Raw genomic sequence first — 22,793 nt, 5'->3', positions numbered from 1 at the left:
AGGCCTGTATCCATGCGCCGCCGCCCGCAAACGTCCGGTTAAGGTCGCACTACGTAGTTACGCACCGTCCAGAAACAGGCGGCACGCCGGGTTGGCGGTCTCGTCGACGTAGGGGTAGCCCAGGTCGGCCAGGGCGTTGGTCAGCTGGGCCTGCTCCTGAGGCGGCACGCTGATCCCCGCCAGCACCCGGCCGACGTCGTCGCCGTGGTTGCGATAATGGAACAGCGTCAGGGCCCAGGCGGGCTGGAGGCTGTTCAGGAACCGCAGGAAGGCGCCGGGGCGCTCGGGGAACTGGAAGCGCAGGATGCGTTCGTGGGGCAGGCCAACGGTGCGGCCGCCGACCATGTAGCGGACATGCAGCTTGGCGGTCTCATTGTCGCTCATGTCCTCGACGGCGTAACCGCCCGAACGCAGGGCCGCGATCAGGTCGTCGCGCTCGTGCGGACCGTTTCGCAGGGCGACGCCGACGAAGATTTGCGCCCGCCCGTCCCCGGACCAGCGGTAGTTGAATTCGGTGACCGAACGGCCGTCCAGACTGTCCAGGAATCGACGGTAGTCGTCGCGGTCGTCCTTCATGGCGACCGCCAGCAGAGCCTCGGCGCCCTCGCCGATTTCGGCCCGTTCGGCGACATGACGCAGCCGGTCGAAGTTCAGATTGGCGCCCGAGTTTACGGCGATCAGACTGCCGCTTCCAGGATGGGCAACGGCCCAGGCCTTCAGCCCGGCCAGTGCGACGGCGCCCGAGGGTTCGGCGATGGCGCGGCTGTCGTCGAAGATGTCCTTGATCGCGGCGCAGATGGCGTCGGTGTCCACCAACACGATCTCGTCCAGCAGATCCTTGCACAGCCGAAAGGTCTCGGTCCCGGCTCGACGCACGGCGACGCCGTCGGCGAACAGGCCGACCTCGTTCAGGGTCACCACCTCGCCGGCGTCGATGGCGGACTTCATCGTCGGGGCATCCACCGGCTCGACGCCGATGATCCGGGTCTCGGGACGCAGGAATTTGAAGATGGCGGCGACCCCGGCGGCCAGGCCCCCGCCGCCGATGGGCACGAAGATGGCTTCGATCGGATCGGCGTGCTGACGGGCGATCTCGAGGCCCACCGTGCCCTGGCCCGCGATGACATCGGGGTCGTCGAAGGGATGGATGAACGCCGCGCCGGTCTGGCTTTCCAGGTGGCGGGCGTGGGCATAGGCCTCGTCGAAACTGTCGCCGTGCAGGACCACCTCGCCGCCCAAAGCGCGGACGGCCGCGACCTTTATGCCGGGGGTGGTGGTGGGCATGACGATGGTGGCGGGAATGTCGCGACGTGCGGCCGCCAGAGCCACCCCTTGCGCGTGATTGCCGGCCGAGGCGCAGATGACGCCCCTGGACAGTTCGTCCTCCGACAGGCCGGCGATCTTGTTGTAGGCGCCGCGGATCTTGAACGAAAAGACCGGCTGCAAGTCCTCGCGCTTCAGCAGGACGGGCCGGTCGAGCCGGGCCGACAGGCGGCGCAGCGGGTCGAGGGGCGTTTCCTCCGCCACGTCATAGACGCGGGCGGTGAGGATGCGGCGGATGGTGTCCTGCATGGAAATGCTGCGGATAGGCGCTTGGAAGCAAAGAAGTGGGCTGCCCTCTAGGCGATATTCGCCGAAATGGGAACGGTTTTTGCAAATCTTTGTCTTCGGTGGCGGATAGGAGGCGGCATGCATTTCCTCTTGCACAGCGCCCGCATAGGCCTACATTGCGCCTGCTTATGCTAAATGTGAGCATAAGGGTATGGAGATGATCATGGCTGACGGCGCCTTTGGTCTGACGAAAGAGCTGGCGCGGGAAACCGCCGGGGTGTGGGCCAAGGTCAAGGACCACGTCACGCCTTTGGAGTGGCCCGAACAGGCGCGCCTTATCAGCGAGATCAACCGGCTGAAGCGCGAGCGCGACGCCGTAATCCTGGCCCACAACTATATGACGCCCGAGATCTTCCACGGGGTCGGCGACTATGTCGGCGACAGCCTGGGCCTGGCCAAGGAGGCCGCGCGGTCGGACGCCAAGGTGATCGTCCAGGCGGGCGTCCACTTCATGGCCGAGACGTCCAAGATCCTGTCGCCCGAGAAGACCGTGCTTATCCCCGACCTGCGCGCCGGGTGCTCGCTGGCTTCATCGATCACCGGGGCGGATGTGCGGCTGATCAAGCAGCGCTACCCCGGTCTGCCGGTCGTGACCTATGTGAACACCACCGCCGATGTGAAGGCCGAGACCGACATCTGCTGCACCAGCGCCAATGCTGTTCAGGTGGTCGAATGGGCGGCCAAGGAATGGGGCGTGGATCGGGTCATCCTGATCCCGGACGAGTTCCTGGCGCGCAATGTCGCGGCCCAGACGACGGTCGGCATCATCGCCTGGAAAGGTCGCTGCGAGGTGCACGAGCGGTTCACGGTCGCCGATATCGCCGAGATGCGCGCCGCCTATCCGGGGGCCGAGATCCTGGCCCACCCCGAATGCCCTGAGGACGTGCTGGCGGCGGCGGACTTCGCCGGCTCGACGGCGGCGATGACCGACTATGTCGAGGCGCGCCGGCCCAAACAGGTGATGATGATCACCGAATGTTCGATGGCCTCGAACGTCGCTGGCGACGTGCCGGGCGTGCAGTTCATCGGCCCGTGCAACCTGTGCCCGCACATGAAGCGGATCACGCTTCAGAACATCCATGACTGCCTGCTGCACATGCAGTTCGAGGTGATCGTGCCCTCTGACATGATCGAACGTGGACGCCTGGCGGTGCAGCGAATGATCGACCTGCCGCCGCCCGCCATTCCCGCGCGCTACGATCTGGTCAAGGCGCGCCACCACGTCGATGTGGAGCTGATCTGAGCGTGACGCGGCGATCGGTCCCGGCGACGGGACGGTCGTCCGCGCCCATCTGGACGCCATGAGCAACACAGACACCACAGATCAGACGCCTGGCCGTACGCCGGGACCTTGGGACGCCAAGCCCGAAGCGACGTCGGCGCGTGAAACCGCGCCGACGCCGGCAGTCGAAGCGCCGGTCGAGAAGGACCAGAGCCTGGTGTGGGCGATGCTGTCCACGGCGTTGATGGGCGGCTTCCTGTGGTGGATCACGGGCAGCGCCATCGTGGCGGGCGCGGTGCTGATCGGCCTGTTCGTCCATGAGGCGGGTCACGCTCTGGTGATGAACAAGCTCGGCATGGGGCCGGCCCGCATCTACATCATCCCCTTCCTTGGCGGCCTGGCCAAGGCGCGGCGTGAGCCGAAAAGCGAGTGGGACGGGGTTCTGGTGTCGTTGGCCGGACCGGCGTTCGGCCTGCTGGCGATGATCCCCTTCGTCGGGGTCTGGATCGTGCTCGGCCAGGGGGAGTGGCTGATTGGCGCCTTCTTCATCGCCATGCTCAACCTCGTGAACCTCGTGCCTGCGCCGCCTCTGGATGGATCCAAGGCTCTTGGCCCGGTGCTGACGCGTGTGCATCCGCGTCTGGAGCAGATCGTGCTGCTGGTGATCGGCGTGGCGGTGGTCTGGTGGGGGCTGACGACCGGGCGGTTCATCCTGGCCGCCTTCCTGGCTCTGTCGGTGTTCAGCCATCTGAAGCGCGGCGTCTGGCGTCCGGCCTGGGGAACGCTGAGCTGGCCCGAGGCGGCCAAGAGCTTGGCCCTCTATCTGCTGACCCTGGCGGTGTGCGCGGCGGCGGCCGTCGGCGCGCTGATGCCGATGACGGGGGGTGATCCGGCCGGCGCGGTGCAGTTGGGCCTCAACTATTTGGGCTTTGGACGATGAACCGAATGCGGCATGACGGACCTCTGATCGTCGGGGCGGGCCTGGCGGGGCTGTCGGCCGCGCTGGAGGGGGCCAAGACCGGCGCGAAGGTTCTCGTCGTGACGCCCGAGCCCTTGCTGAACGCCTGTTCGTCCGCCTGGGCGCAGGGCGGGATGGCGGCGGCGCTGACGGCGCAGGATTCGGCCGCATTGCACGCCAAGGATACGGAGGCGGCGGGCGCGGGTCTGGTCGAGCCGGTCGCGGCGCGCGCCCTGACCGACGCCGGGCGTGAGACGGTGGAGTGGCTGGCGGCCCTGGGCGCGCCGTTCGATCAGGATGCGGACGGCGGCTTCGTCGTCAGCCTCGAGGCGGCCCATTCCGTTCCGCGCGTGGCCCGGGTCGGCGGCGACGGGGCGGGCCGGGCCATCCTGTCGGCCGTCGTTGCCGCGGTGCGGGCTGAAAAGCTGATCGAGGTCTGGGACGACGCGCGGCTGAAGGCTTTGCTTCAGGACGCCGACGGCCGAGTAGTCGGGGCGGTGGTGATGCGTGGCGACCGCCTGGTCGAGATCACGGTGACGGCGGTGGTGCTGGCCACAGGCGGGGCGGGTGGTCTGTTCACGGCGACCACGACGCCAGCGGTGTTGAAGGGCGAGGGGATGGCGTTGGCCGCGCGAGCCGGGGTGGAAATTCTCGATCCCGAGTTCGTGCAATTCCACCCCACCGCCATCGACGTGGGACTGGACCCCGCGCCGCTGGCGACCGAGGCTCTAAGGGGCGAGGGCGCGCGGCTGATCGATGGTCAGGGGCGCTTTCTATTGGGCGACGAGGCCGACGCCGATCTGAAACCGCGCGACGTGGTGGCGCGAGCGGTCCATGCGGCGCGCGCGGACGGGCGAGGGGCCTTTCTGGATGCGCGCACGGCGATCGGGGACGAGTTTCCCCATGCGTTTCCCGCCGTCTTCGCCGCCTGCATGCGCGCTGGGCTGGACCCGCGCGTCAGCCCAATCCCGGTGATGGCGGCCTGCCACTATCACATGGGCGGGATCGCCGCCGACGCGGACGGCCGCACGACGGTTGCGGGCCTTTATGCGGTCGGAGAATGCGCGGCGACCGGCGTGCACGGCGCCAACCGGCTGGCGTCCAACTCCCTGCTGGAAGCGGCGGCCTTCGGTCGGCGCGCGGGCCGGTCGGCGGCCGAGGAACTCGGCGGCGGCCGCGCCTTGACGGCTGATATTTCGCCTGACCTGCCGGATGCAGCGATGGCCGAACTGCGGACCGCCATGACGGCGCATGCGGGTGTGGTGCGTGATGCAGAGGGGCTGTCGGGCCTGATCGCCCTGATCGACCGGCTGGAGAGCCAGTACGGGCCGGCGGCCGTTCTGTTGGCGGCGCGGCTCATCGCTCAGGCGGCGCTGGACCGGCATGAGAGCCGGGGCGGGCACTACCGGTCGGACTATCCGCAGACGGACGGGGTCGCTGTGCATACGCGTGTGCGGATGCCATACCCGGCGGCGTTGGAGGCGGCGGAATGAGACGACTTCCCGATGTCCTGATCGAACCCGTCGTCCGTATGGCCCTGGCCGAGGATCTGGGTCGTGCCGGCGACATGACCGCCATGGCATGCATCCCAGAGGATGCGCGGATGAAGGCGGCCTTTGCGGCCAGAAAACCCGGCGTGCTGGCCGGCATCGACTGCGTGCGCTTGGCCGTGCTGGCCATGGACCCCAACGCCTCGGTCGATCTGCGGCTGAGGGATGGCGACGCCTTCGAGGCCGGCGCCGTGCTGGCGGTTGTCGAGGCCGACGCGCGGGCCTTCCTCTCGGCCGAGCGGACGGCGCTCAATCTGGTCGGACGGCTCAGCGGGGTGGCGACCTTGACGCGCACCTATGTCGAAGCCGTCGCCGGGACCAAGGCGCGGATCGCGGATACGCGCAAGACCACGCCAGGCCTGCGCGCGCTGGAGAAGCACGCCGTGGCCTGCGGCGGCGGTATCAACCATCGCTTCGGGCTGGATGACGCCATCCTGATCAAGGACAACCACGTCGCTGTCTGTGGCGGCGTCGCCGAGGCGGTGCGGCGGGCCAAGGCCTTCGCCCCGCATTTGATGAAGGTCGAGGTCGAGGTCGATGGGCTGGATCAACTGGGCGCCGTATTGGCTCTGATCGACGAGGGCGCGGCGCCCGATGTCATCATGCTGGACAACTTCAGCCTCGACGCCCTGCGCGCCGCCGTGGCGCGCGTCGCAGGGCGGATCGTGCTGGAGGCCTCGGGCGGGGTCGATCTGACGACGGTGCGCGGCATCGCCGAGACGGGCGTGGACGTCATCTCGGTCGGCGCCCTGACCCATTCGGCGCCGGTTCTCGATATCGGCCTGGATGCGTTCTGAAGGCTTCCAGGCCTCCGCCGATCAAGCGGGGCTGGAGGCCGTCTCGGCGACGTCGGTCTTGGCCGGCGTGTCGTTCGCCCGCGCGGCGCGGGAAGCCGGTTGGGCCGCGGCGGCACGTGTGGCGGAGGGCGAAGGCGTCGTCGACTGGGCAGCTGGCGTGGGCAGGGCGCGACCTTCCTGCGCCAGCACCATCGAATAGGCGACCGCCTGTCCGGCCTGACGCGCGGTTTCGACCGGGTTGAGGCCGGCCTGGATCAGGCGCGGCTGGTCCGCCGGCGCCGCGCGGCGTGCGGCGTAGGTAAAGGTCCCGCCGGTGCTTGAGCGGCCGCCGAAGCGATAGAACAGATGGCTGCCGACCTGGCTGACCTGCACCAGCGACGAACGCCAACCCGGCGTCACGGCTGTGGTGTGGAAATGGGTCGCATTGCCGACGCGCGAGAAGACCGACCCCGACATGGCGTTCGAGGCCACGGTCCTGGCGCGGTTCCAGGCGGCCTGGTTGACGCGGCCGCGCATCGCGCCGGAGCAGGTGAAGGAGAATTGGCAACCGGTGCTGCGCGCTGCGCCCTGGAAGACGACGCCGCAGACGGTCTTGGGGAAGGCGGGGTGGCGAACGCGGTTCAGGACGACCTGGGCCACGGCCTTCATGCCGTCGGCGCCTTCGCCACGGGCCTCATAATAGACGGCTTGGGTCAGGCAATCGAGATCGCGGCTGGCGTCCAGGGCGTTGGCGACGCGGAACGCGGGCGCGGCGGTCGGTGCTGTCAGGCTGGCGCGGCGAAGGTTGGGGTCGCCCGGCGCACGGAGTTGTTCGAGACGGGCGGCCAGCAGTTCGGCCTGGCGATCGCGCTGGGCCGAGCCCGCGCTGGTGTAGGGATCGTGTCGACGCGCGATGGTCAGGGCGCTGGCGTCGAGGCCGCCGGCGGCGGCGGCGAGGGCTTCTTCCGTGAAACCGGCGGCGGTGGCGCCTTGAATCCGTTCGGCCTGGGCGCGCAGCGTCGTCGCGCGCGCCGTCGTGCCGCCCAGATAGGCGCATCCGATCGCCAGTCCCAACAGACCGCCAAAGGCTGCAGCAGCCGTCATGGGCTTGATCTTGGCCACACGATCGGCGCGCAAAATGGCGCGCGTCTGCGAAGAATGCGACAACGAGGTAGTCCTGTTCAGCAGGGCGAGAAACGCGGCCCCCGGGGTAGTCTTGCCGGCGAGGCGACCCATTGCGGTCGCGGTCCAGCCTGCAAATTCCGGCGCTCGGCTCAGTGGCCCGGGCGTCGAGGACGGGCCTTTAGCCAGCCTTTTATGGCCTCAATGTGTTCGATTCGCAATCCGATGGTTAACGCCTCGGATTTGGTAGGTATTTTTCAGTCGCGGCGACCCGTGTGGCTGCAAAACGGCAAGACTAGATAAATCTATAGATCGAATACTGTATCCATCAACAGTTGAACTTGTTATGTCTAGATATGCTGCATCGCAGCAAACTAACTGGAGCGAACAAAGCTGTTTAGAATTGTGGCGGTGGTCGTCGGCGCAACTAGAGCCTAAGCCAGGAACCGCTATGCCGCGTTCGCGTTCAAGCGTGGCCTTTGGAGAGAAACCCATGACAAAAATTATCACCGCGACCGTAGCGGCTGCGGCGGCCATCGCCCTGTCCGCCTGTGGCGCGACCATCGAACAGAAGGCCGCCAGCGGTGCTATCGCCGGCGCGGTCGTCGGCGGCCCGGTCGGCGCCGCCGTGGGCGGTGCGGCCGGGACGGCTGTCGGCCAAGCGCAGAAGCCGAACTAAGACCGCCTCGGTCGACGCACGCTCTTATCGCCGCGCTTGCGATCAGGCCTGCGGCGCCTATCTGATCGAAGTGTTGCGGCCACGCCGCCGCGACGCTCCAAATGACGCATCGGGCCGATTTGCGGGCTGCGAACCTTGATTTTCGCGCGCTTATCGGCTTTGTGCGCCCCGCTTCGGGCCGTGCGTGGCGCAGCCTGACCCCCGACGACCGCCCTGGTCGCTCACAAGGAACCCTGACGCTTTCGCATGAAAGATCTGAAGACCGGATTCTCCGACCGCATTACCGCCCAGCAAGAGGCCAAGAAGGCCCTGCTCGCCAAATTCAAGCCCAAGGCCGCCGCGCCCGATCCCGAGTTCGAGCGTCTGGCTGAAAAGCGCGCCGCCGAAAAGGAAGCTCTGCGTCAGCAGCACGAGCTAGCCAAGGCCGAGCAGCGTCGTGAAAAGGCTGAAAAGGAAGCCGCTCGTCTGGCCGCCGAACTCGCCGCCCAGGAAGAGATCGACGCGGAAAAGCGCGCCGACCGCAAGGCGCGCAAGCAACTGACCAAGGAAGAGCAGAAGGCCAAGCGCGACGCGCGTTACGCCGCCCGCAAGGCCCGCCGCTAAATCCAGCTGCAGCTCCAAACAGATCGACGCGTCGCATCGCTGCGGCGCGTTTTTCTTTGGCCGTCAGTTCCCTTGTTAGTTAGTTAGTTCGTCGTCGCGGCGCTGAGGCGTTCCAGCAGGGCGCGCAACTGATCCGACGAATAGGGTTTGCGCAGCAGCGGCCAGACCGTGTCGGCTAGCACCGCATCCACGTCCTCGCCGACGTAGCCCGAGGTCAGGGCGATCCGCAGGTCCGGCCAGCGCGCCGCCGCCTCGCGCGCCAAATCGATCCCGCTCATGCCGCCGGGCATCACCACATCGGTCAGCATCAGATCGAAGTCGTCTGCCTGAAGGAACTTCAGCGCATCGTCGCCCGTCTCGGCCCAGTCGACCTCCAGCCCGAAACCTTCCAGGATTTCGAGCGCGATGGCGGCGACGCCGGCGTCGTCCTCCACCAGCAACATCCGCCCGCCCTCGACCAAGGGGGCGCCATCGGCGGTGACCAGGTTCAACGTCATCGCGGCGTCGTCTGCCGACAGGGGCGGCAGGAAGATGCAGATCTCGGCCCCGCGTCCCGGCTCTGAGATGATCTGGACGCCGCCGCCCGATTGGCGCGCGAATCCATAAACCTGGCTCAGCCCCAGGCCCGTCCCTTTGCCGACGCCCTTGGTGGTGAAGAAGGGTTCGAACACCCGGTCGCGGATGTCCGGCGACATGCCTTCGCCATTGTCGGCGACGCTGACGCAGACATAGTCGCCGGCCGCCAGCTCTGCGATCTGTCCGGCCTCGACCGTGCAGGTCCGCGTCTGCACGGTGATGCGGGCTTGGCGGCCCTTGGCCCCGGTCACATCGCCCAGGGCGTCGCGCGCATTCACGATCAGGTTCAGCAGCGCGGCTTCGAACTGGGCCGGATCGACATTGGCGGGCGCGCCGCCGCGCTTCAGCTTGACCTTGAAGTCCACCGCCTCGCCGACGGCCCGACGCAGCAGCGGTTCGCTCTCGCGGATCAGGGCGTTCAGGTCGATGGGCTCGGGCCGCAGCGCCTGACGACGCGAGAAGGCCAGCAGCTGATGCGTCAGGCTCTCACCCCGTCGCGCCGCCGCCAGCGCCGCCTCGCCCAGCTTCTTGCGCTTGGCCGCATCCTCGCTGCGCAAGATGATGTCCAAAGCGCCGATCACGACGGTCAGCAGATTGTTGAAGTCATGCGCGACCCCGCCGGTCAGCCGCCCGACCGCCTCCATACGCTGGGCGTGGACCAGTTGCGCCTCGGCCTGGGCCTTTTCGATCAGGGCTTCATCGACCCGTTCTTCCAGCAGTTCATTGATGCGTTTGAGGTCGTCTTCGGCCCGCTTGGCATCGGTCACATCAAGGCAGGCGCCGACATAACCCTGGAATAGGCCCGAGGCGTCGAAGCGCGGCACGCCTTCGGTTCGCAGCCAGCGCGGGCCGAGCGTCGGGTGGTTGATCCGCGTCAGCGCCTCGAACCGATCCCGGGCCTCGAAGGCGCGCATGAAGGCGGCGGCGAAGACCCCTTCATCGTCCGGGTGGATCAGGCGTCGCCAGCTATCAGGCAGGTGCGCATCGGCCTCCACGCCGAAGAAGGTGCGATAGCGCCTGTTGGCAAACACCATCTGGGCGGCGTCGTCGCTCATCCAGATCAGGGCGGGCGCACTGTCGGCGACGGTGCGGAAGCGGTTTTCGGATTCCTCCAGTCGCGCCTGGGCCGTGCGCATGTCCGTCACGTCGAACGCCACGCCCACGAAGCCGACGACGTCCTGACCCGCCAGACGGGGGCGGGAGAAGGACTTCAGCCAACGCCATTCGCCATCGTGGCGGCGATAGCGCGCCTCCATCGAAAAAGGCTCGCGCGTCGCCTCGCCGCTCAGAGATTCCGCCAGGATCCGCGCCTGATCTTCGGGATGCAGCGCGCTGCGCCAATCCAGGTTAAGGACGGTCTGATAGTTCGAGCCATGGAAATCGACATAGGCGCGGTTGACGAAGGCGCGCGTGCGATCCTGTTTGGTGACCCAGATGAGCACCGGGGCGGTGTCGGCGATGGCGCGGAACCGCTGCTCGCTCTCACGGGTCTCGTTTTCCGCGCGGGCGCGCTCGACCTCGGCCCAAGTGCGCGCGGCGACTTCCTCGACAAGGCTCACCTCGGCCTCGGTCCAGTCGCGCGGGGTCGCGGAATGGACATAGAGAAATGCGCGCAGGCGTCCGGTGCGGATCAGCGGCGCGCGAACCAGGGCGCGGGTCTGGATGGCGTCGAAGGCGTCGGCGACCGCCGCCGTGCGAGGGTCCTCGCGCACATCGGAAATCTGAATAGTGCGGCCTGCGTTCAGGTCCGCTATGAGACCTTCGCCAAAGGCGTTCAGGCTGAACTGACCTTGGGCGCTTTCGACGCCGGCGGTCCAGTCGCGGCTCATGGAGACGACGCCTGCTGCCTGATCCACCTCGCCATAGCCCACCCGCTCGACATCCAGCAGGGCGCCAAGGGTGCTCTCCACATCGGCCATGATGTCTTCGGGATCTGTCAGGTCGCGCAGTCGGTCGCTGAGGTCCAGCAGGAACGCCTGACGGCGCGCGGCGCGCGCTGCGGCATCCAGCGCCTCGTGGGTTTCGGTCACGTCGAACGAAATGCCGGCATAGCCGACGAAGGCGCCTTGGCCATCGAAGCGTGGACGCACGACGGCCCGCATCCAGCGCCAGACGCCGTCCTGTCCCTGAACGCGCGCCTCCATCTGAAACGGCTTGCGATCAGCGGCGCCGGCCTTCTCGGCCGCCTTTACGGTCTCCAAATCGTCGGGGTGCACGGCCGTCTTCCAGCCGCCCTCGCGCAACGCCTCGATGTCCAGCCCATGCAAGGCGAAGACGGCGGCGTTGACGAACTCGAACTCGCCCTTGGCGTCCAGCAGCCAGATCGGCGAGGGGGCGGTATCGGCCAGTTCGCGGAACCGGGTCTCGCTTTCACTCAGCCGCGACAGAGCCTTGCGCAGCGACGCGCCAACTGCCGCGATGAACAGGCCGACGAGAACGAAATTCCAGGTCGCCGCACCGCCGATTGCGTCAAGCACGCCATCGCGACCGGTCGCCGTCAGGGCGACGATCGCCCAGCCGCCGCCGGTGCAGACCGCAAGCGCCGCCAGGGCGCCGGTCCAGCCGGCCGCCAGCGCCGCCAGCGTCACCGCAGGCAACAGGATGGTGAAGCCGGTCACCTCGCCATACAGCGGCGACGCCGCCGCCCGTATCACCAGCCCGGCGAGCCCGATGCCGATCCCGATCAAAAGACGACGCGACGCAGAGGTCGCGGGCAAGCGCGCCAGGCCGACCAGCCAGCGATCCATGCCTGCGATCCGCCCTTTCGATCCGCCTGCGCTCATATCGTCGGTTCGCCCCACCAGCGACGCGTTTGCGCCGCTGGAACATAGCTTTACACCTTGCGTTTGGGGCGACCACCCCTGACGCGCAAAGGGGTGCGATAACGGCGGTCGTCGTGGCGCCGGAAAATGGCCTATAAGTCGGACTAGACGCGCGATCTCAGCGAAAGGCCGGTGCGCCGATCGCGGCTATTGGACCCTGAATGACCCGGTTGCCCTGGAAGACGATGTGGAAGGCGCTGCGGCGTTCGGCGGCGGCCTTGCCCGCGGCCGGCGCGGTGCTGGGCGTCGCCATGGCGGCGGGGTCCAGCGTGCGACCCGATATGGATCGGACGGCAGAGGCTGTCTCGCGCATCACCGGCGGCGACCTCGGCGCGGGCGGGTTGGCCGCGATCAAGGGGCGATTGACGTCGTCGCAGCTGGCCGTCGCCATGCGGCATGATCCCAACCTTCTGCAGCCGGCTCTCTACGGACTGACGCCGGGCTGGGAGAGCTTGACGCTGGCCGGCAAGCCAGGTCTGGAGTCGGGCAAGAGCGGCCTCGAGGCCCAACGTCTGAACGCAGCCATGGCGCCCGCGTCCGGCGCGCTGCGTCCCGCCTTGCCTTTCGTGTTCAAGGGCAGCGCCGAGGATCGCAGGCGGGCTTTGCGCTGTCTGACCCAGGCGGTCTATTATGAGGCGGCGCTGGAGCCGGACAACGGCCAGGCGGGCGTGGCCCAGGTGGTCCTGAACCGCGTGCGCGATCCGAACTACGCCAACACCGTCTGCGGCGTGGTGTTCGAGGGCGCCGAACGCGTCACGGGATGTCAGTTCAGCTTCACCTGCGACGGCTCGCTAGGCCAGGCGCCGGTCGGCTGGGCGTGGGAGCGGGCGCGCAAGGTGGCGGAGCGCGCGCTGAACGGCGCCGTGGCTCAGGAAGTCGGCACAGCCACCCACTATCACGCCGACTATGTGCATCCCTGGTGGGCGCCGACGGTGGCCAAGGTGACGCAGATCGGCGCGCACATCTTCTATCGTTGGAAGGGCGTCTATGGCGAAACGGCCGCCTTCCGCAAAACCTACAATGGGCGCGAGCCGGCGATCGACGAGGCGCGTTTCTCGCGTCCGCGCATGACGATCGCCGCCGGATCTGCAACCGGCGGCGCCGATCCCGACGCTCCGCTGAAAGACGCGCCTCTGAAGACGGTCGAGATCGATGGTCAGCAGCGGGTCGTCGGTGTGGTCAGCCTGGGCGGTCGCCGCCTGCCCACGCGTGACGAAGTCGCCGCCATCAACGCGCGCCTGAACGCCCTGGAGCGGCCCGCATCGTCGATCAAACCCGCCGCTCCGGCGCCCGCGGGCGTCACGACAATGGATGTGGAGGAAGTCGGTCGCCCCGCGAACTGACATCCTGCATTGCAACGCTTCGCCACTCCGAGCATTGATGTCGATGGCCGGACCTGACCGGCCCAGCGAGGACGCCTGCTTGACCCACCCCGAAGTCGATTGTCCGAGGTGGGACGAAGGCGACCGTCTGAAGGCCCTGACAAGTTACGGCGTCCTGGACACGACGCCCGAAGGGTCGTTCGACGATCTGGCGTCGCTCGCCGCGCGCATCTGTGAGGCGCCGATGGCCGCCGTCAGTCTGGTCGATTCCCAGCGTCAGTGGTTCAAGTCCGAGGTCGGTCTGGGCGTGCGCGAAACGCCGCGCCCGCTGTCGTTCTGCGCCCACGCCATGCTGGGCGACGACGTCATGGTCATCCCCGACGCGATGCAGGACGACCGCTTCATCGACAATGACCTGGTGACGGGCGCGCCGCACATCCGCTTCTATGCCGGCTATCCGCTGAGGACGCCCGACGGCGTGCCGCTGGGCGCCCTGTGCGTGCTGGACGACACGCCGCGCCCGCAAGGGCTGACCGAGCTTCAGCTGATCGCGCTCAAGACCCTGGCGCAACAGGTGATGACGCAATTGGAGCTGCGGCGCGCCTTGTTGGACCGGGACCTCAGCGACCGCACCGCGCGGTTGGCGATGGAGGCCTCGGCCTATGTCGGGGCCTGGGACTGGGACATTCCCGAAAACCGCGTGATCGCCGACGAACGCTTTGCGCGGATGTATGGCGTGGATCCCGAAGCCGCGCGCGAGGGCGCGGCTATCGAGGTTTTCACCTCCAGCGTCCATCCCGACGACGCCCAACGCGTCACCGACGAGATCGACCGGGCCATGACGGGCGACGGCGCCTTCGTCAGCGAATATCGTCTGGGCCAAGGCGATGACGTGCGTTGGGTTCTGGCGCGCGGTCAGGTCTATTTCGACGCAGAGGGCAAGCCGATCCGCTTCCCCGGCGTCGCGGTGGATATCACCGAACGCAAGACCATCGAGACAGACCTCGCCGAAACCGCTCGTGCTCTCAGTGAGAGCGAGACCCGGTTCCGGGTTCTGGCCGACGCCATGCCGCAGATGGTCTGGTCCACCCAGCCCGACGGTTTCCACGACTACTACAATGCGCGTTGGTATGAGTTCACCGGCGTGCCGGTCGGCTCTACCGACGGCGAAGGCTGGAACGACATGTTCCATCAGGATGATCAGGAGCGAGCCTGGGCGGCTTGGCGGCATTCGCTTGAGACGGGAGAACCCTACGAAATCGAATACCGCCTGAAGCATAATAGCGGCGTCTATCGCTGGACGCTGGGACGCGCGGTGGCGATCCGTGATGAAGACGACCAGATCACGCGCTGGTTCGGCACATGCACCGACATCGACGAGTTGAAGCGGCTGGAGCAGGGCCGCGAGCTGGTCAGCCAGGAGCTGAGCCACCGGATCAAGAACATCTTCGCCGTTGTCACCGCCCTGGTCGCCCTTTCGGCGCGCCAGTATCCGGAAGCCAAGGCGTTTTCGGCCTCTCTCCGCACACGCATCGCCGCCCTGGCCCGGGCGCATGAGTTCGTGCGGCCGCACACCGAGACGTCCAAGACCACGATCGGGGCGACAACCCTGCATTCCTTCCTGTCCGACCTGTTCAAGGCCTATGCGGACGAGACGGGCGGTTCACGCGTCGTCATCCGCGGCGAGGACGCCGTCTTCGACGATCAGGCAGCGACCTCCGTGGCCTTGCTGTTCCATGAATTGGCGACCAACGCCGCCAAATACGGCGCGCTATCCGAGCGTGGCGGCGTGGTCACGCTGACGACGGAACGGCAGGAAGACCGCTTCGTCCTGACCTGGTCGGAAACGGGCGGTCCGGTCATCCAGGGCATGCCGCAACGCACCGGCTTCGGCTCGTCCTTGGCCAGCCTTTCAGTCGAGGGACAACTCGGCGGGCGGTTGTCGCGCGAGTGGCGGCCGGAGGGGCTCCAGGTGGTCGTGGACCTGCCGGCGACGGCCCTGTCGAGGCGCCGCGCGGCAGGCGGATATTCAAATTAGTCTTCTATTGAAACCTATCCCTCACACTGACGTTACGTACGCTCCCGAGCACTGATTGAACTATGACTGCGCGTATCCTCATCATCGAAGACGAAGCTCTCGTTGCGATGGAGCTCAGGTTCGTCCTGGAGGACCTCGGCCACGAGGTTCTGGGCGTCGCCGCGACCGCACAGGCCGCGCGCGATCTGGTGCGCGAGAACGATGTCGATCTGGCGCTGGTCGATATCCACCTGTCCGACGGTCCCACGGGAATCAATCTGGGCCGCGAACTGGGTCAGGACATGGGCGTGTCTGTCCTGTTCATGACGGCCAACCCCGGCATGGTGCGTGACGGCGTCGCCGGCACTATCGGCGTCTTGTCCAAACCGACAGACGAACATGCGGTACAGACGGCTGTGGACTACGCCCTGCGCCGTCGCCAGGGACAGCCGGTCGATTACGCGCCGCCGGGTCTTCAACTGTTCGCCTGACCGCCGCCGAGGCGGTTGCGGTCGCAATGATGCGGCATATGTCGATGTCTCCCCAAGAGGAGATCTCCGCATGACCACCCTTTCCAAACGCAAGCTCGGCTCCAGCGGCCTGGACATCGCCCCCCTGGTGTTCGGCGGCAACGTCTTTGGCTGGACGGCGGACGAGGCGACGTCATTCGCCTTGCTGGACGCCTTCGTCGAGGCCGGTTTCGACGCCATCGACACCGCCGACGCCTATTCGCGCTGGGTTCCGGGCCATTCCGGCGGCGAAAGCGAGACGATCATCGGCAAGTGGCTGAAGGCGCGCGGCCGGCGCGACGACGTCAAGATCCTGACCAAGGTCGGATCGGATATGGGGCAGGGCCACAACGACCTGTCACCGGCCTGGATAGAGACGGCGGTTGAGGCGTCGCTGCGCCGGCTCCAGACCGACTATATCGACCTGTACCAGACCCACTGGCCCGACCCGAAGACGCCGCAAGAGGAGACGCTGCGCGCGCTGGATAAGCTGGTGCAGGCCGGCAAGGTGCGCGCCATCGGCACGTCCAACCATTCGGCCGAGCAGGTGTCCGAAGCTCTGGACATCTCGCAGCGCGAGGGTCTGGCCGCCTATGCGACGATCCAGCCGCACTATAACCTCTACAGCCGCGACACCTTCGAGGGCGAACTTCAGGACCTGGCCGTCGAACAGGGCCTGGGCGTCATCACCTACTTCAGCCTGGAGAGCGGTTTCCTGACCGGCAAATACAAAAGCGTCGATCAGATCGCCGGGACCAAGCGCGAGGGAATGCTGAAGGACAAGTTCGACCCGCGCGGCGTGCGTATCCTGGCGGTCCTGGACGCCGTGGCCCAGAAGGCCGAGGCCACCTCGGCCCAGGTCGCCTTGGCCTGGCTGCTGGCCCAGCCGGGCGTGACGGCCCCGATTGTAAGCGCGACCTCGACCGAACAGCTGGCCGACACGCTGAAGGCGGCGACCCTGATGCTGTCGGACGAGGACGTGGCGGAACTGATGGAGGCGAGCGCCTACTGATCGCGCAGGATCGGGGTCACCAGACCCCGATCTTCTCCGCCTCGGCGTGGCTGATGGGATGGTGGGCCTTGGCGTGGTCTTCCTCGGCGAGGAAGCGGCTGACTTCCAGGGCGGCCATGCAGCCCATGCCGGCGGCGGTGACGGCTTGGCGATAGACGTCGTCGGTCACGTCGCCGGCGGCCCAGACGCCTTCGATCTCGGTCGAGGCCGTGCCGGGCTTGACCCGCAGATAGCCGCCGGCGTTTGTCTCCAACTGGCCCTTGAACAGTTCCGACGACGGGGCGTGGCCGATGGCGATGAAGACGCCGTCGGCGGGAATTTCCCGGGTCGAGCCGTCCTGGACATTCTTCAGCCGAACGCCGGTGACATTTTTGGCCATGCCGTCCACGACGCCGACAATCTCCTCGATCGCCGAGTTCCAGATCACCTCGACCTTGGGGTGGGCGAACAGCCGATCCTGCAGGATCTTCTCGGCGCGAAACTCGTCGCGACGGTGAACGACCGTGACCTTGGAGGCGAAGTTGGTCAGGAACAGCGCCTCTTCGACGGCGGTGTTGCCGCCGCCGACGACCACGACTTCCTTGCCGCGATAGAAGAAGCCGTCGCAGGTGGCGCAGGCCGAGACGCCGAAGCCCTGATAGGCGGCCTCGCTCTCCAGCCCCAGCCATTTGGCCTGGGCGCCCGTGGAGATGATGATGGTCTCGGCCAGCATCTCTTCGCCGCTGTCCAGCTTCAGGCGGAACGGGCGTTGCGACAGGTCGGCGGAGACCACGATGTCGTGGATGACTTCGGTCCCGACATGCAGGGCCTGGGCCTGCATCTGCTCCATCAGCCAGGGGCCCTGGATGGTGTCGGCGAAGCCGGGATAGTTCTCGACGTCGGTGGTGATGGTCAGCTGGCCGCCGGGCTGGATGCCGGCGATGACGACGGGGTTCAGCGAGGCGCGGGCGGCGTAGATGGCGGCAGTCCAGCCGGCGGGGCCGGAGCCGATGATGGCGACGCGAACGGTACGAGCTTGGGTCATGGCCCCTATTTAGGCGGTGATTCCCGTTTGCGCGATGCTAGTCTCGCCTGACACGCAGGGGAGATGGGGATGACGAACAAGAACGCAGCCTTTCTGCCGATCGGGATCGGCATGGGGGTGGGGATGGGCGTGGCGATCGGCGCTGCGACCGACAATATGGGGTTGTGGCTAGGCGTCGGCATAGCGATCGGAGCGGGCCTCGGCGTGGCCTTGACGGGGGCGGCGAACGCCAAGGTCAAGAAGGGCGACGGATCAAAGAGCGGCGGCGACGCGGTTTCGTCCTCGGAAAAGCATCACCAGAGCGGTCATGACGCAAGCTTGGACGGCGGTGGAGACAGCGGCGGTGGCGGCGATTAAAACGCCAATGCAATTTTTTTGAGTGCACTTTAGTGCAAATTTTTGCGAACCGTTCTCAGCAAACTCCCAAGTTCGGGGAATAAAGGACGGAAGCTGCGTCAGGATCGGACGTGGGTCGCGCTATCGCGTCCGCATCGCTTCCAGGACAGCGCGCGCGGCGCGGTCGGTTTCGGCCAGCGGCTCGTAAGTCCAGCCGTCCAGCGCGCCGTTGAACGGACGGGTAGCGCCGCGCGATTGCAGGTCGTGGTGCAGGCGAGCGAATTTGTCGCCGGCTTTCAGCGGGATCATCGGTAGGACGTGGACCGGCTTGCCGGTCGAGGCGGCTTCGGCCGCCATGTTGGCGCTGTCCTCGGTGACAAGGATGTGGTCGGCGAAATGCAGGAAACCGAACAATGGATTTTCGCCTGTCCCATCCCAGATCCACCCCGGCAGATCCGAAAGGCGAGCGGTCATGAGGGCCTTCGCCGCATCGGGCGTGCGACGTGAGAAGGTCAGCATCAGCGCGCCGCCAGATGCTCGAACGGCGTCCGCGATCCGGTCGGCCAAGTCAGCTGCATGGGCCTCGGTCAGGTCGAAAGCCTTGGACTTGCCGCCGATCAGCACGGCGACGCGCGGATGGGGCAGGGGGGCGATCCGGTCGGCGAAGGCGGGCGCGGCCTCGGCGATGCGCTGGGGCGTGATGCGATGGGGTGAGCCGGTGATTTCAAAGACATTGTCGCCCGACAGACCGTCATGGGCGGGCGCGACGATCAGATCGTAGCGGTCATTGGCCCAGCGGGGATCCTGCGTCTGGACGACGAAGGTCTTGCCGCCGCTCCAGGCCTTGACGCGCGTCGACAGCGGCAGAGTCGCACGACCCGTGGCGATCCACAGATCGGGCCAAGGGGAGATCGGCGGCGCGGACGCCAGCATGGCCGGGGTCTTTAACGCCGACGGCAGGCGGTCGAAGATCGGCCGCCAGCGGATGTGTTTGATCGTAACCTCGGCCGGGGTCAGGCGCTGTACGGCCTCGGCGAGACCCAGCGCCTGATTCTCGATGCCGGCGCGGCCGTCGGAGACGACCCAGATGGCCAAAGGATTGGGAGAGAGGGGCTGCGCGGACGCTGCCCCCGCCACCGCTGTTACTTCCACTCGACCTTGAGGATCTCGTAGGCCTTCACGCCGCCAGGGGTGTTGACCTCCACGACGTCACCGACCTCCTTGGAAATCATGGCGCGCGCGATCGGCGAGGCGATCGAGATCTTCCCCTTCTTCACATCGGCTTCGTGTTCGCCGACGATCTGATAGGTGGCCTCTTCCTCGGTGTCCTCGTCCACCACGGTGACCGTGGCGCCGAACTTGACCTGACTGCCCGACAGTTTGGACACGTCGATGACCTGGGCGCGGCTGATCTTATCCTCGATCTCGGCGATCTGGCCTTCGATCCAGCCCTGACGCTCCTTGGCGGCATGGTATTCGGCGTTTTCGGACAGATCGCCGTGCTCACGCGCCTCGGAAATGGCGGCGATCACGCTCGGCCTTTCGACCGACTTCAATTGCTTCAGTTGATCGTCGAGGGCACGGTAGCCCTCGCCCGTCATCGGCACTTTTTCCATTTGTGTCGTGATTTTTCTGGTTCGCCCGGAGACTGGAAAGACGCGAGATAAGCACACAAAAGGCCGCGGGGCGGGCGCGGCCGGGCATCAAGACTAGGGTTTCTCGCTCAGGAATTCAAGAGCGCAGCGCCCGCAGTGGTTGACTGCTCAGGCGCGGGCCGGCGGTTCGGGCTTGTGATCACGACGCAGGACGCCCTTTATGAGGCTGTAGGCCAGCCAACCGACGGCGGCGAGGCCGGCGAGCATGAAGACGCCCGAGATCAGGGCGGCTCCTGCCGCCATGAAGGCGAGGACGAAGGCGACGGCAGCAGCCAATCCGGCCACGATCTGAATAGTTTGAAGGCGCATGAGACCTTAACGCCCTCGACCACGGCGGGTTGCGCCGCCGCGATCACGATCCGATCACGCGTAGCTGTAGGGACCGCCGCGTTCGAGCGCGCGTTGATAGGCAGGCCGCGCATGGATGCGGTTCAAGAAGGCCTTTAGACGGGGCTTGGTCTCGGCATTGAAGGCACGGTCGGCGCCGGCCTCGACTGGAAAGCTCATCATGATGTCGGCGGCGGTGAAATGATCGCCCGCGAACCATTCCGAGCGGCCCAGTTCGTCCTCCCAGAAGCCGACATGGGTGCGCAGTTGCGGGTCGACAAAACTGGTGATCGCCTTGTTGGCGACGCCATTGACGATGGGCTTCAGGAGGGCGGGCGCGCGGCGCGGCAGCATGCTGAAGACCAGCTTTAGCAGCAGGGGCGGCATGGCCGACCCCTCGGCATAGTGCAGCCAATAGGTGAACCGACGGCCGTCCTCGGTTCCTGCTGCGGGACGCAGCCGGCCCTGACCGTAGGTATCGAGCAGATATTCGACGATGGCCCCAGTCTCTGCGACCTTCACCGCGCCGTCCTCGATGACCGGCGACTTGCCCAGCGGATGGATCGCCAGCAGTTCTGGGGGCGCCAGCCGGTTGCCGGGGTTTCGTTCGTAGCGCACGACTTCATAGTCCAGGCCCAACTCTTCGAGCAGCCACAGGACGCGTTGCGAGCGGCTGTCGTTCAGATGGTGGACTTTGATCATGTGTCGGCTCCGGGCGGCGAGGCGTGACTATTCGCAACGCCGCTCCAGAAGTCGAGCGGCGATTGCGGGCTCAGCGCGGGCGGCGGCCGCTCAAGCGTCCGCGCGGTTGCGGCGCGACCTTGGGCTTGGCGCCCTCGCGGCGGTTGCGCCAAACCTCATAGGCCAGGGTCGCCAGGGCCAGTTTACCGGCGTGACGACCGGCGACGCGGCGGCCGCCCTTGGAGAGCAGCAGGCTGCCGATCAGCGGGACGAGTTTGTTCAGACGGGACATGATTGAGTTCCTTTCGTCGTCCCAACGCGCCGTGCGCGATCGGGGTTCGCCCTGCGACGACATGAACTGTCAGCGACCGGTAGAAGGTTTGCCGCGCGCGATACGCCGAGCGGTGCTAGCGCTAGGGCATGAGCCAATCCCGCATCGCCGCCTTCTTCACCTCTCTGAGCTTTTTCGTCATCGCCGCCCTGGTCGCCGGCGTCGTCGTCGGCGCTCTGGCGCAAGGGTCGCAGGCGGCCTTGCTGACCGGCGCCTTGGGCGTGGTCGAGAGCCTGGGCCAGGTGTGGCTGAACGCCCTGCGCATGACCGTCATTCCCCTGGTGTTCAGCCTGCTGGTGACCGGCATCGTCTCCATCGCCGATGCGGCGGCGACGGGCCGTATCGCGGTGCGGTCGTTGGTGGTGTTCGCGGTGCTGCTGGTCGGGGCGACGATCTATGCGATCCTGGCGGGGCTGGGCCTGCTGGCGGTCTGGCCGATCGATCCGGAGGCGGGGCGTGGACTGCTGGCGGGCGTCAGCGCCGAATCGCTGGCGACCGTGGGTGAAGCGGCGCGCACCGACGGGCTGCGCGCCTTCCTGGCCAGTCTGGCGCCAGCCAACGTCATCAAGGCGGCGTCCGACGACGGGGTGCTGGCGGTGGTGGTCTTCGCCGTCGCCTTCGGCTTCGCCGCAACGCGGATCAAGGCCGAGCTGCGGCGGCCCCTGGCCGGCTTCTTCGAGGCGGTGGCCGAAACCATGGTGGTCATCGTCCACTGGGTGCTGCTGGCCGCGCCGTTTGGTGTGTTCGCTTTGGCGCTAGGCGTGGGTTTGCGTGCGGGCCTCGGGGTGGCGGGGACGCTGGCCCATTATGTCGCCATCGTCTGCCTCAGCCAGATTGGGCTGATCCTGATCATCTATGTCGTGGCGATTGTGTGGGGGCGGATTTCGCTGGCCCGTTTCGCGCGCGCCGTGGCTCCGGCCCAGGTCGTCGCCGTCTCGACCCAGTCGTCGCTGGCCAGCCTGCCGGTCATGATCGAGCGCGCGCGCGACTGGCTGGGCGTGCCGCAGACGTCGGCGGGTCTGGTGCTGCCGCTGGCGGTGGCGGTTTTCCGCATCACTAGCCCTGTCGCCAACCTGGCGGTCTGCCTCTACGTGGCGCAGTTGCACGGGGTGGAGCTAGGCCTCGGCGTACTGATCGCCGGCGGACTGACAGCCATCGCCGTGTCCATCGCCTCGGTGGGCCTACCGGGCCAGGTCAGCTTCTTCGCCGCCATCGGCCCCATCTGCCTGGCCATGGGCCTGCCGCTTGGCGTGCTGCCGCTGCTGCTGGCGGTCGAGGTCATCCCCGACATCTTCCGCACCGTCGGCAATGTCACCGCCGACCTGGCCGCGACCCGGATCGTGGCCGGCGAAGATGGGGCAGGCGAGGACGGTCGCGTTACAGAATGACCCAGGCGGCGCCGCCCGCCAGCAGGATCAGGTGAAGCAAGACGATCAGGCCGAACTGGGTCCTGAACGGCTCCTTGCGCGTCTTGTGGCGCAGGATGTGCTGACCCATCCAGGCGCCCAGCCCGCCGATCAGGCCGAACAGCAAGAGCATGGATTCCGGCGTGCGCCACAGGCCGGCCCTGGCGCGCCGCTTGTCCCTGGCGAAGGCGAGAAACCCCAGCATTTCGCCGCACAGGATGGCGATCAGGGCGAGGTCGAGATTGGACATCGGC

General features: G+C 67.0%; 22 protein-coding genes. 12 read left to right on the top strand and 10 right to left on the bottom strand.

Annotation, left to right across the window (positions count from 1 at the left end):
* Positions 1–57: 57 nt before the first annotated feature.
* Complete coding sequence (gene ilvA, locus QRN13_RS03150; RefSeq protein ID WP_284876822.1) at positions 58–1,572, bottom strand: threonine ammonia-lyase, biosynthetic; 1,515 nt, start codon at positions 1,570–1,572, stop codon at positions 58–60.
* 202 nt (positions 1,573–1,774) lie between these two features.
* Between ilvA and nadA the strand changes: the two genes are divergently transcribed.
* Genes nadA through nadC form a run of 4 tightly spaced genes read left to right on the top strand, consistent with a single transcriptional unit; the run spans position 1,775 to position 6,138 of the window.
* Complete coding sequence (gene nadA / locus QRN13_RS03145) at positions 1,775–2,854, top strand: quinolinate synthase NadA (RefSeq protein WP_502868570.1); 1,080 nt, start codon at positions 1,775–1,777, stop codon at positions 2,852–2,854.
* Positions 2,855–2,912: 58 nt separating this feature from the next.
* Positions 2,913–3,773 carry a metalloprotease gene (locus QRN13_RS03140; protein ID WP_284876820.1) on the top strand — a complete coding sequence of 287 codons (861 nt, stop codon included), beginning with the start codon at positions 2,913–2,915 and terminating at the stop codon, positions 3,771–3,773.
* Positions 3,770–5,284 (top strand): L-aspartate oxidase, encoded by a 1,515-nt coding sequence (locus tag QRN13_RS03135; RefSeq protein ID WP_284876819.1) that lies wholly within the window; start codon positions 3,770–3,772, stop codon positions 5,282–5,284. Before QRN13_RS03140 ends, QRN13_RS03135 begins: the two co-directional genes overlap by 4 nt.
* Positions 5,281–6,138: a carboxylating nicotinate-nucleotide diphosphorylase gene (gene nadC, locus QRN13_RS03130; RefSeq protein ID WP_284876818.1), complete on the top strand. Its 858-nt coding sequence runs from the start codon at positions 5,281–5,283 to the stop codon at positions 6,136–6,138. Before QRN13_RS03135 ends, nadC begins: the two co-directional genes overlap by 4 nt.
* 21 nt (positions 6,139–6,159) lie before the next feature.
* On the opposite strand, the gene QRN13_RS03125 is transcribed toward nadC, so the two are convergent.
* Positions 6,160–7,221 carry a cell wall hydrolase gene (locus tag QRN13_RS03125; protein WP_284876817.1) on the bottom strand — a complete coding sequence of 354 codons (1,062 nt, stop codon included), beginning with the start codon at positions 7,219–7,221 and terminating at the stop codon, positions 6,160–6,162.
* Positions 7,222–7,732: 511 nt separating this feature from the next.
* Between QRN13_RS03125 and QRN13_RS03120 the strand changes: the two genes are divergently transcribed.
* Together QRN13_RS03120 and QRN13_RS03115 are read left to right on the top strand one after the other, a co-directional pair.
* Positions 7,733–7,918, top strand: coding sequence for a hypothetical protein (locus QRN13_RS03120; RefSeq protein ID WP_284876816.1), 186 nt, complete (start codon positions 7,733–7,735; stop codon positions 7,916–7,918).
* Positions 7,919–8,164: 246 nt separating this feature from the next.
* Complete coding sequence (locus QRN13_RS03115) at positions 8,165–8,521, top strand: DUF6481 family protein (protein WP_055752926.1); 357 nt, start codon at positions 8,165–8,167, stop codon at positions 8,519–8,521.
* 83 nt (positions 8,522–8,604) lie between these two features.
* On the opposite strand, the gene QRN13_RS03110 is transcribed toward QRN13_RS03115, so the two are convergent.
* A complete protein-coding gene (locus QRN13_RS03110; protein ID WP_284876815.1) occupies positions 8,605–11,844 on the bottom strand; it encodes a PAS domain S-box protein in 3,240 nt (1,079 codons plus the stop codon).
* Between the two features lie 236 nt (positions 11,845–12,080).
* Between QRN13_RS03110 and QRN13_RS03105 the strand changes: the two genes are divergently transcribed.
* From QRN13_RS03105 to QRN13_RS03090, 4 genes are all read left to right on the top strand, one after another.
* Positions 12,081–13,262 (top strand): cell wall hydrolase, encoded by a 1,182-nt coding sequence (locus tag QRN13_RS03105; RefSeq protein WP_284876814.1) that lies wholly within the window; start codon positions 12,081–12,083, stop codon positions 13,260–13,262.
* Positions 13,263–13,341: 79 nt separating this feature from the next.
* Positions 13,342–15,279 carry a PAS domain-containing protein gene (locus QRN13_RS03100; protein ID WP_284876813.1) on the top strand — a complete coding sequence of 646 codons (1,938 nt, stop codon included), beginning with the start codon at positions 13,342–13,344 and terminating at the stop codon, positions 15,277–15,279.
* Between the two features lie 62 nt (positions 15,280–15,341).
* A complete protein-coding gene (locus QRN13_RS03095) occupies positions 15,342–15,749 on the top strand; it encodes a response regulator (RefSeq protein ID WP_055806060.1) in 408 nt (135 codons plus the stop codon).
* Between the two features lie 70 nt (positions 15,750–15,819).
* Positions 15,820–16,779: an aldo/keto reductase gene (locus QRN13_RS03090; RefSeq protein WP_284876812.1), complete on the top strand. Its 960-nt coding sequence runs from the start codon at positions 15,820–15,822 to the stop codon at positions 16,777–16,779.
* Positions 16,780–16,795: 16 nt separating this feature from the next.
* Here the strand turns inward: QRN13_RS03090 and trxB are convergent, their stop codons facing one another.
* A complete protein-coding gene (trxB, locus tag QRN13_RS03085; RefSeq protein ID WP_284876811.1) occupies positions 16,796–17,803 on the bottom strand; it encodes a thioredoxin-disulfide reductase in 1,008 nt (335 codons plus the stop codon).
* A 69-nt stretch (positions 17,804–17,872) separates the two neighbouring features.
* Between trxB and QRN13_RS03080 the strand changes: the two genes are divergently transcribed.
* Positions 17,873–18,160 (top strand): glycine zipper domain-containing protein, encoded by a 288-nt coding sequence (locus QRN13_RS03080; RefSeq protein ID WP_284876810.1) that lies wholly within the window; start codon positions 17,873–17,875, stop codon positions 18,158–18,160.
* 120 nt (positions 18,161–18,280) lie between these two features.
* Here the strand turns inward: QRN13_RS03080 and QRN13_RS03075 are convergent, their stop codons facing one another.
* From QRN13_RS03075 to QRN13_RS03055, 5 genes are all read right to left on the bottom strand, one after another.
* The gene (locus tag QRN13_RS03075; protein WP_284876809.1) at positions 18,281–19,276 is read right to left on the bottom strand and encodes a mitochondrial fission ELM1 family protein; all 996 of its coding nucleotides are present in this window, start codon (positions 19,274–19,276) and stop codon (positions 18,281–18,283) included.
* Between the two features lie 5 nt (positions 19,277–19,281).
* Positions 19,282–19,755, bottom strand: a complete 474-nt coding sequence (greA, locus tag QRN13_RS03070; protein ID WP_055752933.1) for a transcription elongation factor GreA — start codon at positions 19,753–19,755, stop codon at positions 19,282–19,284.
* 147 nt (positions 19,756–19,902) lie between these two features.
* Positions 19,903–20,103 carry a hypothetical protein gene (locus QRN13_RS03065; RefSeq protein WP_055752934.1) on the bottom strand — a complete coding sequence of 67 codons (201 nt, stop codon included), beginning with the start codon at positions 20,101–20,103 and terminating at the stop codon, positions 19,903–19,905.
* 54 nt (positions 20,104–20,157) lie between these two features.
* On the bottom strand, positions 20,158–20,823 hold the full coding sequence (locus QRN13_RS03060; protein WP_284876808.1) for a glutathione S-transferase family protein: 666 nt from the start codon (positions 20,821–20,823) through the stop codon (positions 20,158–20,160).
* A 70-nt stretch (positions 20,824–20,893) separates the two neighbouring features.
* Positions 20,894–21,094: a cysteine protease gene (locus QRN13_RS03055; protein WP_284876807.1), complete on the bottom strand. Its 201-nt coding sequence runs from the start codon at positions 21,092–21,094 to the stop codon at positions 20,894–20,896.
* Positions 21,095–21,222: 128 nt separating this feature from the next.
* On the opposite strand from QRN13_RS03055, the gene QRN13_RS03050 reads away from it, so the two are divergent.
* A complete protein-coding gene (locus tag QRN13_RS03050) occupies positions 21,223–22,521 on the top strand; it encodes a dicarboxylate/amino acid:cation symporter (protein ID WP_284876806.1) in 1,299 nt (432 codons plus the stop codon).
* Here QRN13_RS03050 and QRN13_RS03045 read toward each other — a convergent pair.
* Positions 22,511–22,789 (bottom strand): DUF1294 domain-containing protein, encoded by a 279-nt coding sequence (locus tag QRN13_RS03045; protein ID WP_055752938.1) that lies wholly within the window; start codon positions 22,787–22,789, stop codon positions 22,511–22,513. The genes QRN13_RS03050 and QRN13_RS03045 overlap by 11 nt on opposite strands.
* Positions 22,790–22,793 lie beyond the last annotated feature (4 nt).

It is taken from the genome of Brevundimonas sp. MEB006b, from assembly GCF_030209705.1.
Classification (GTDB): domain Bacteria; phylum Pseudomonadota; class Alphaproteobacteria; order Caulobacterales; family Caulobacteraceae; genus Brevundimonas.
This window is presented reverse-complemented; position numbering and strand designations above follow the sequence as displayed.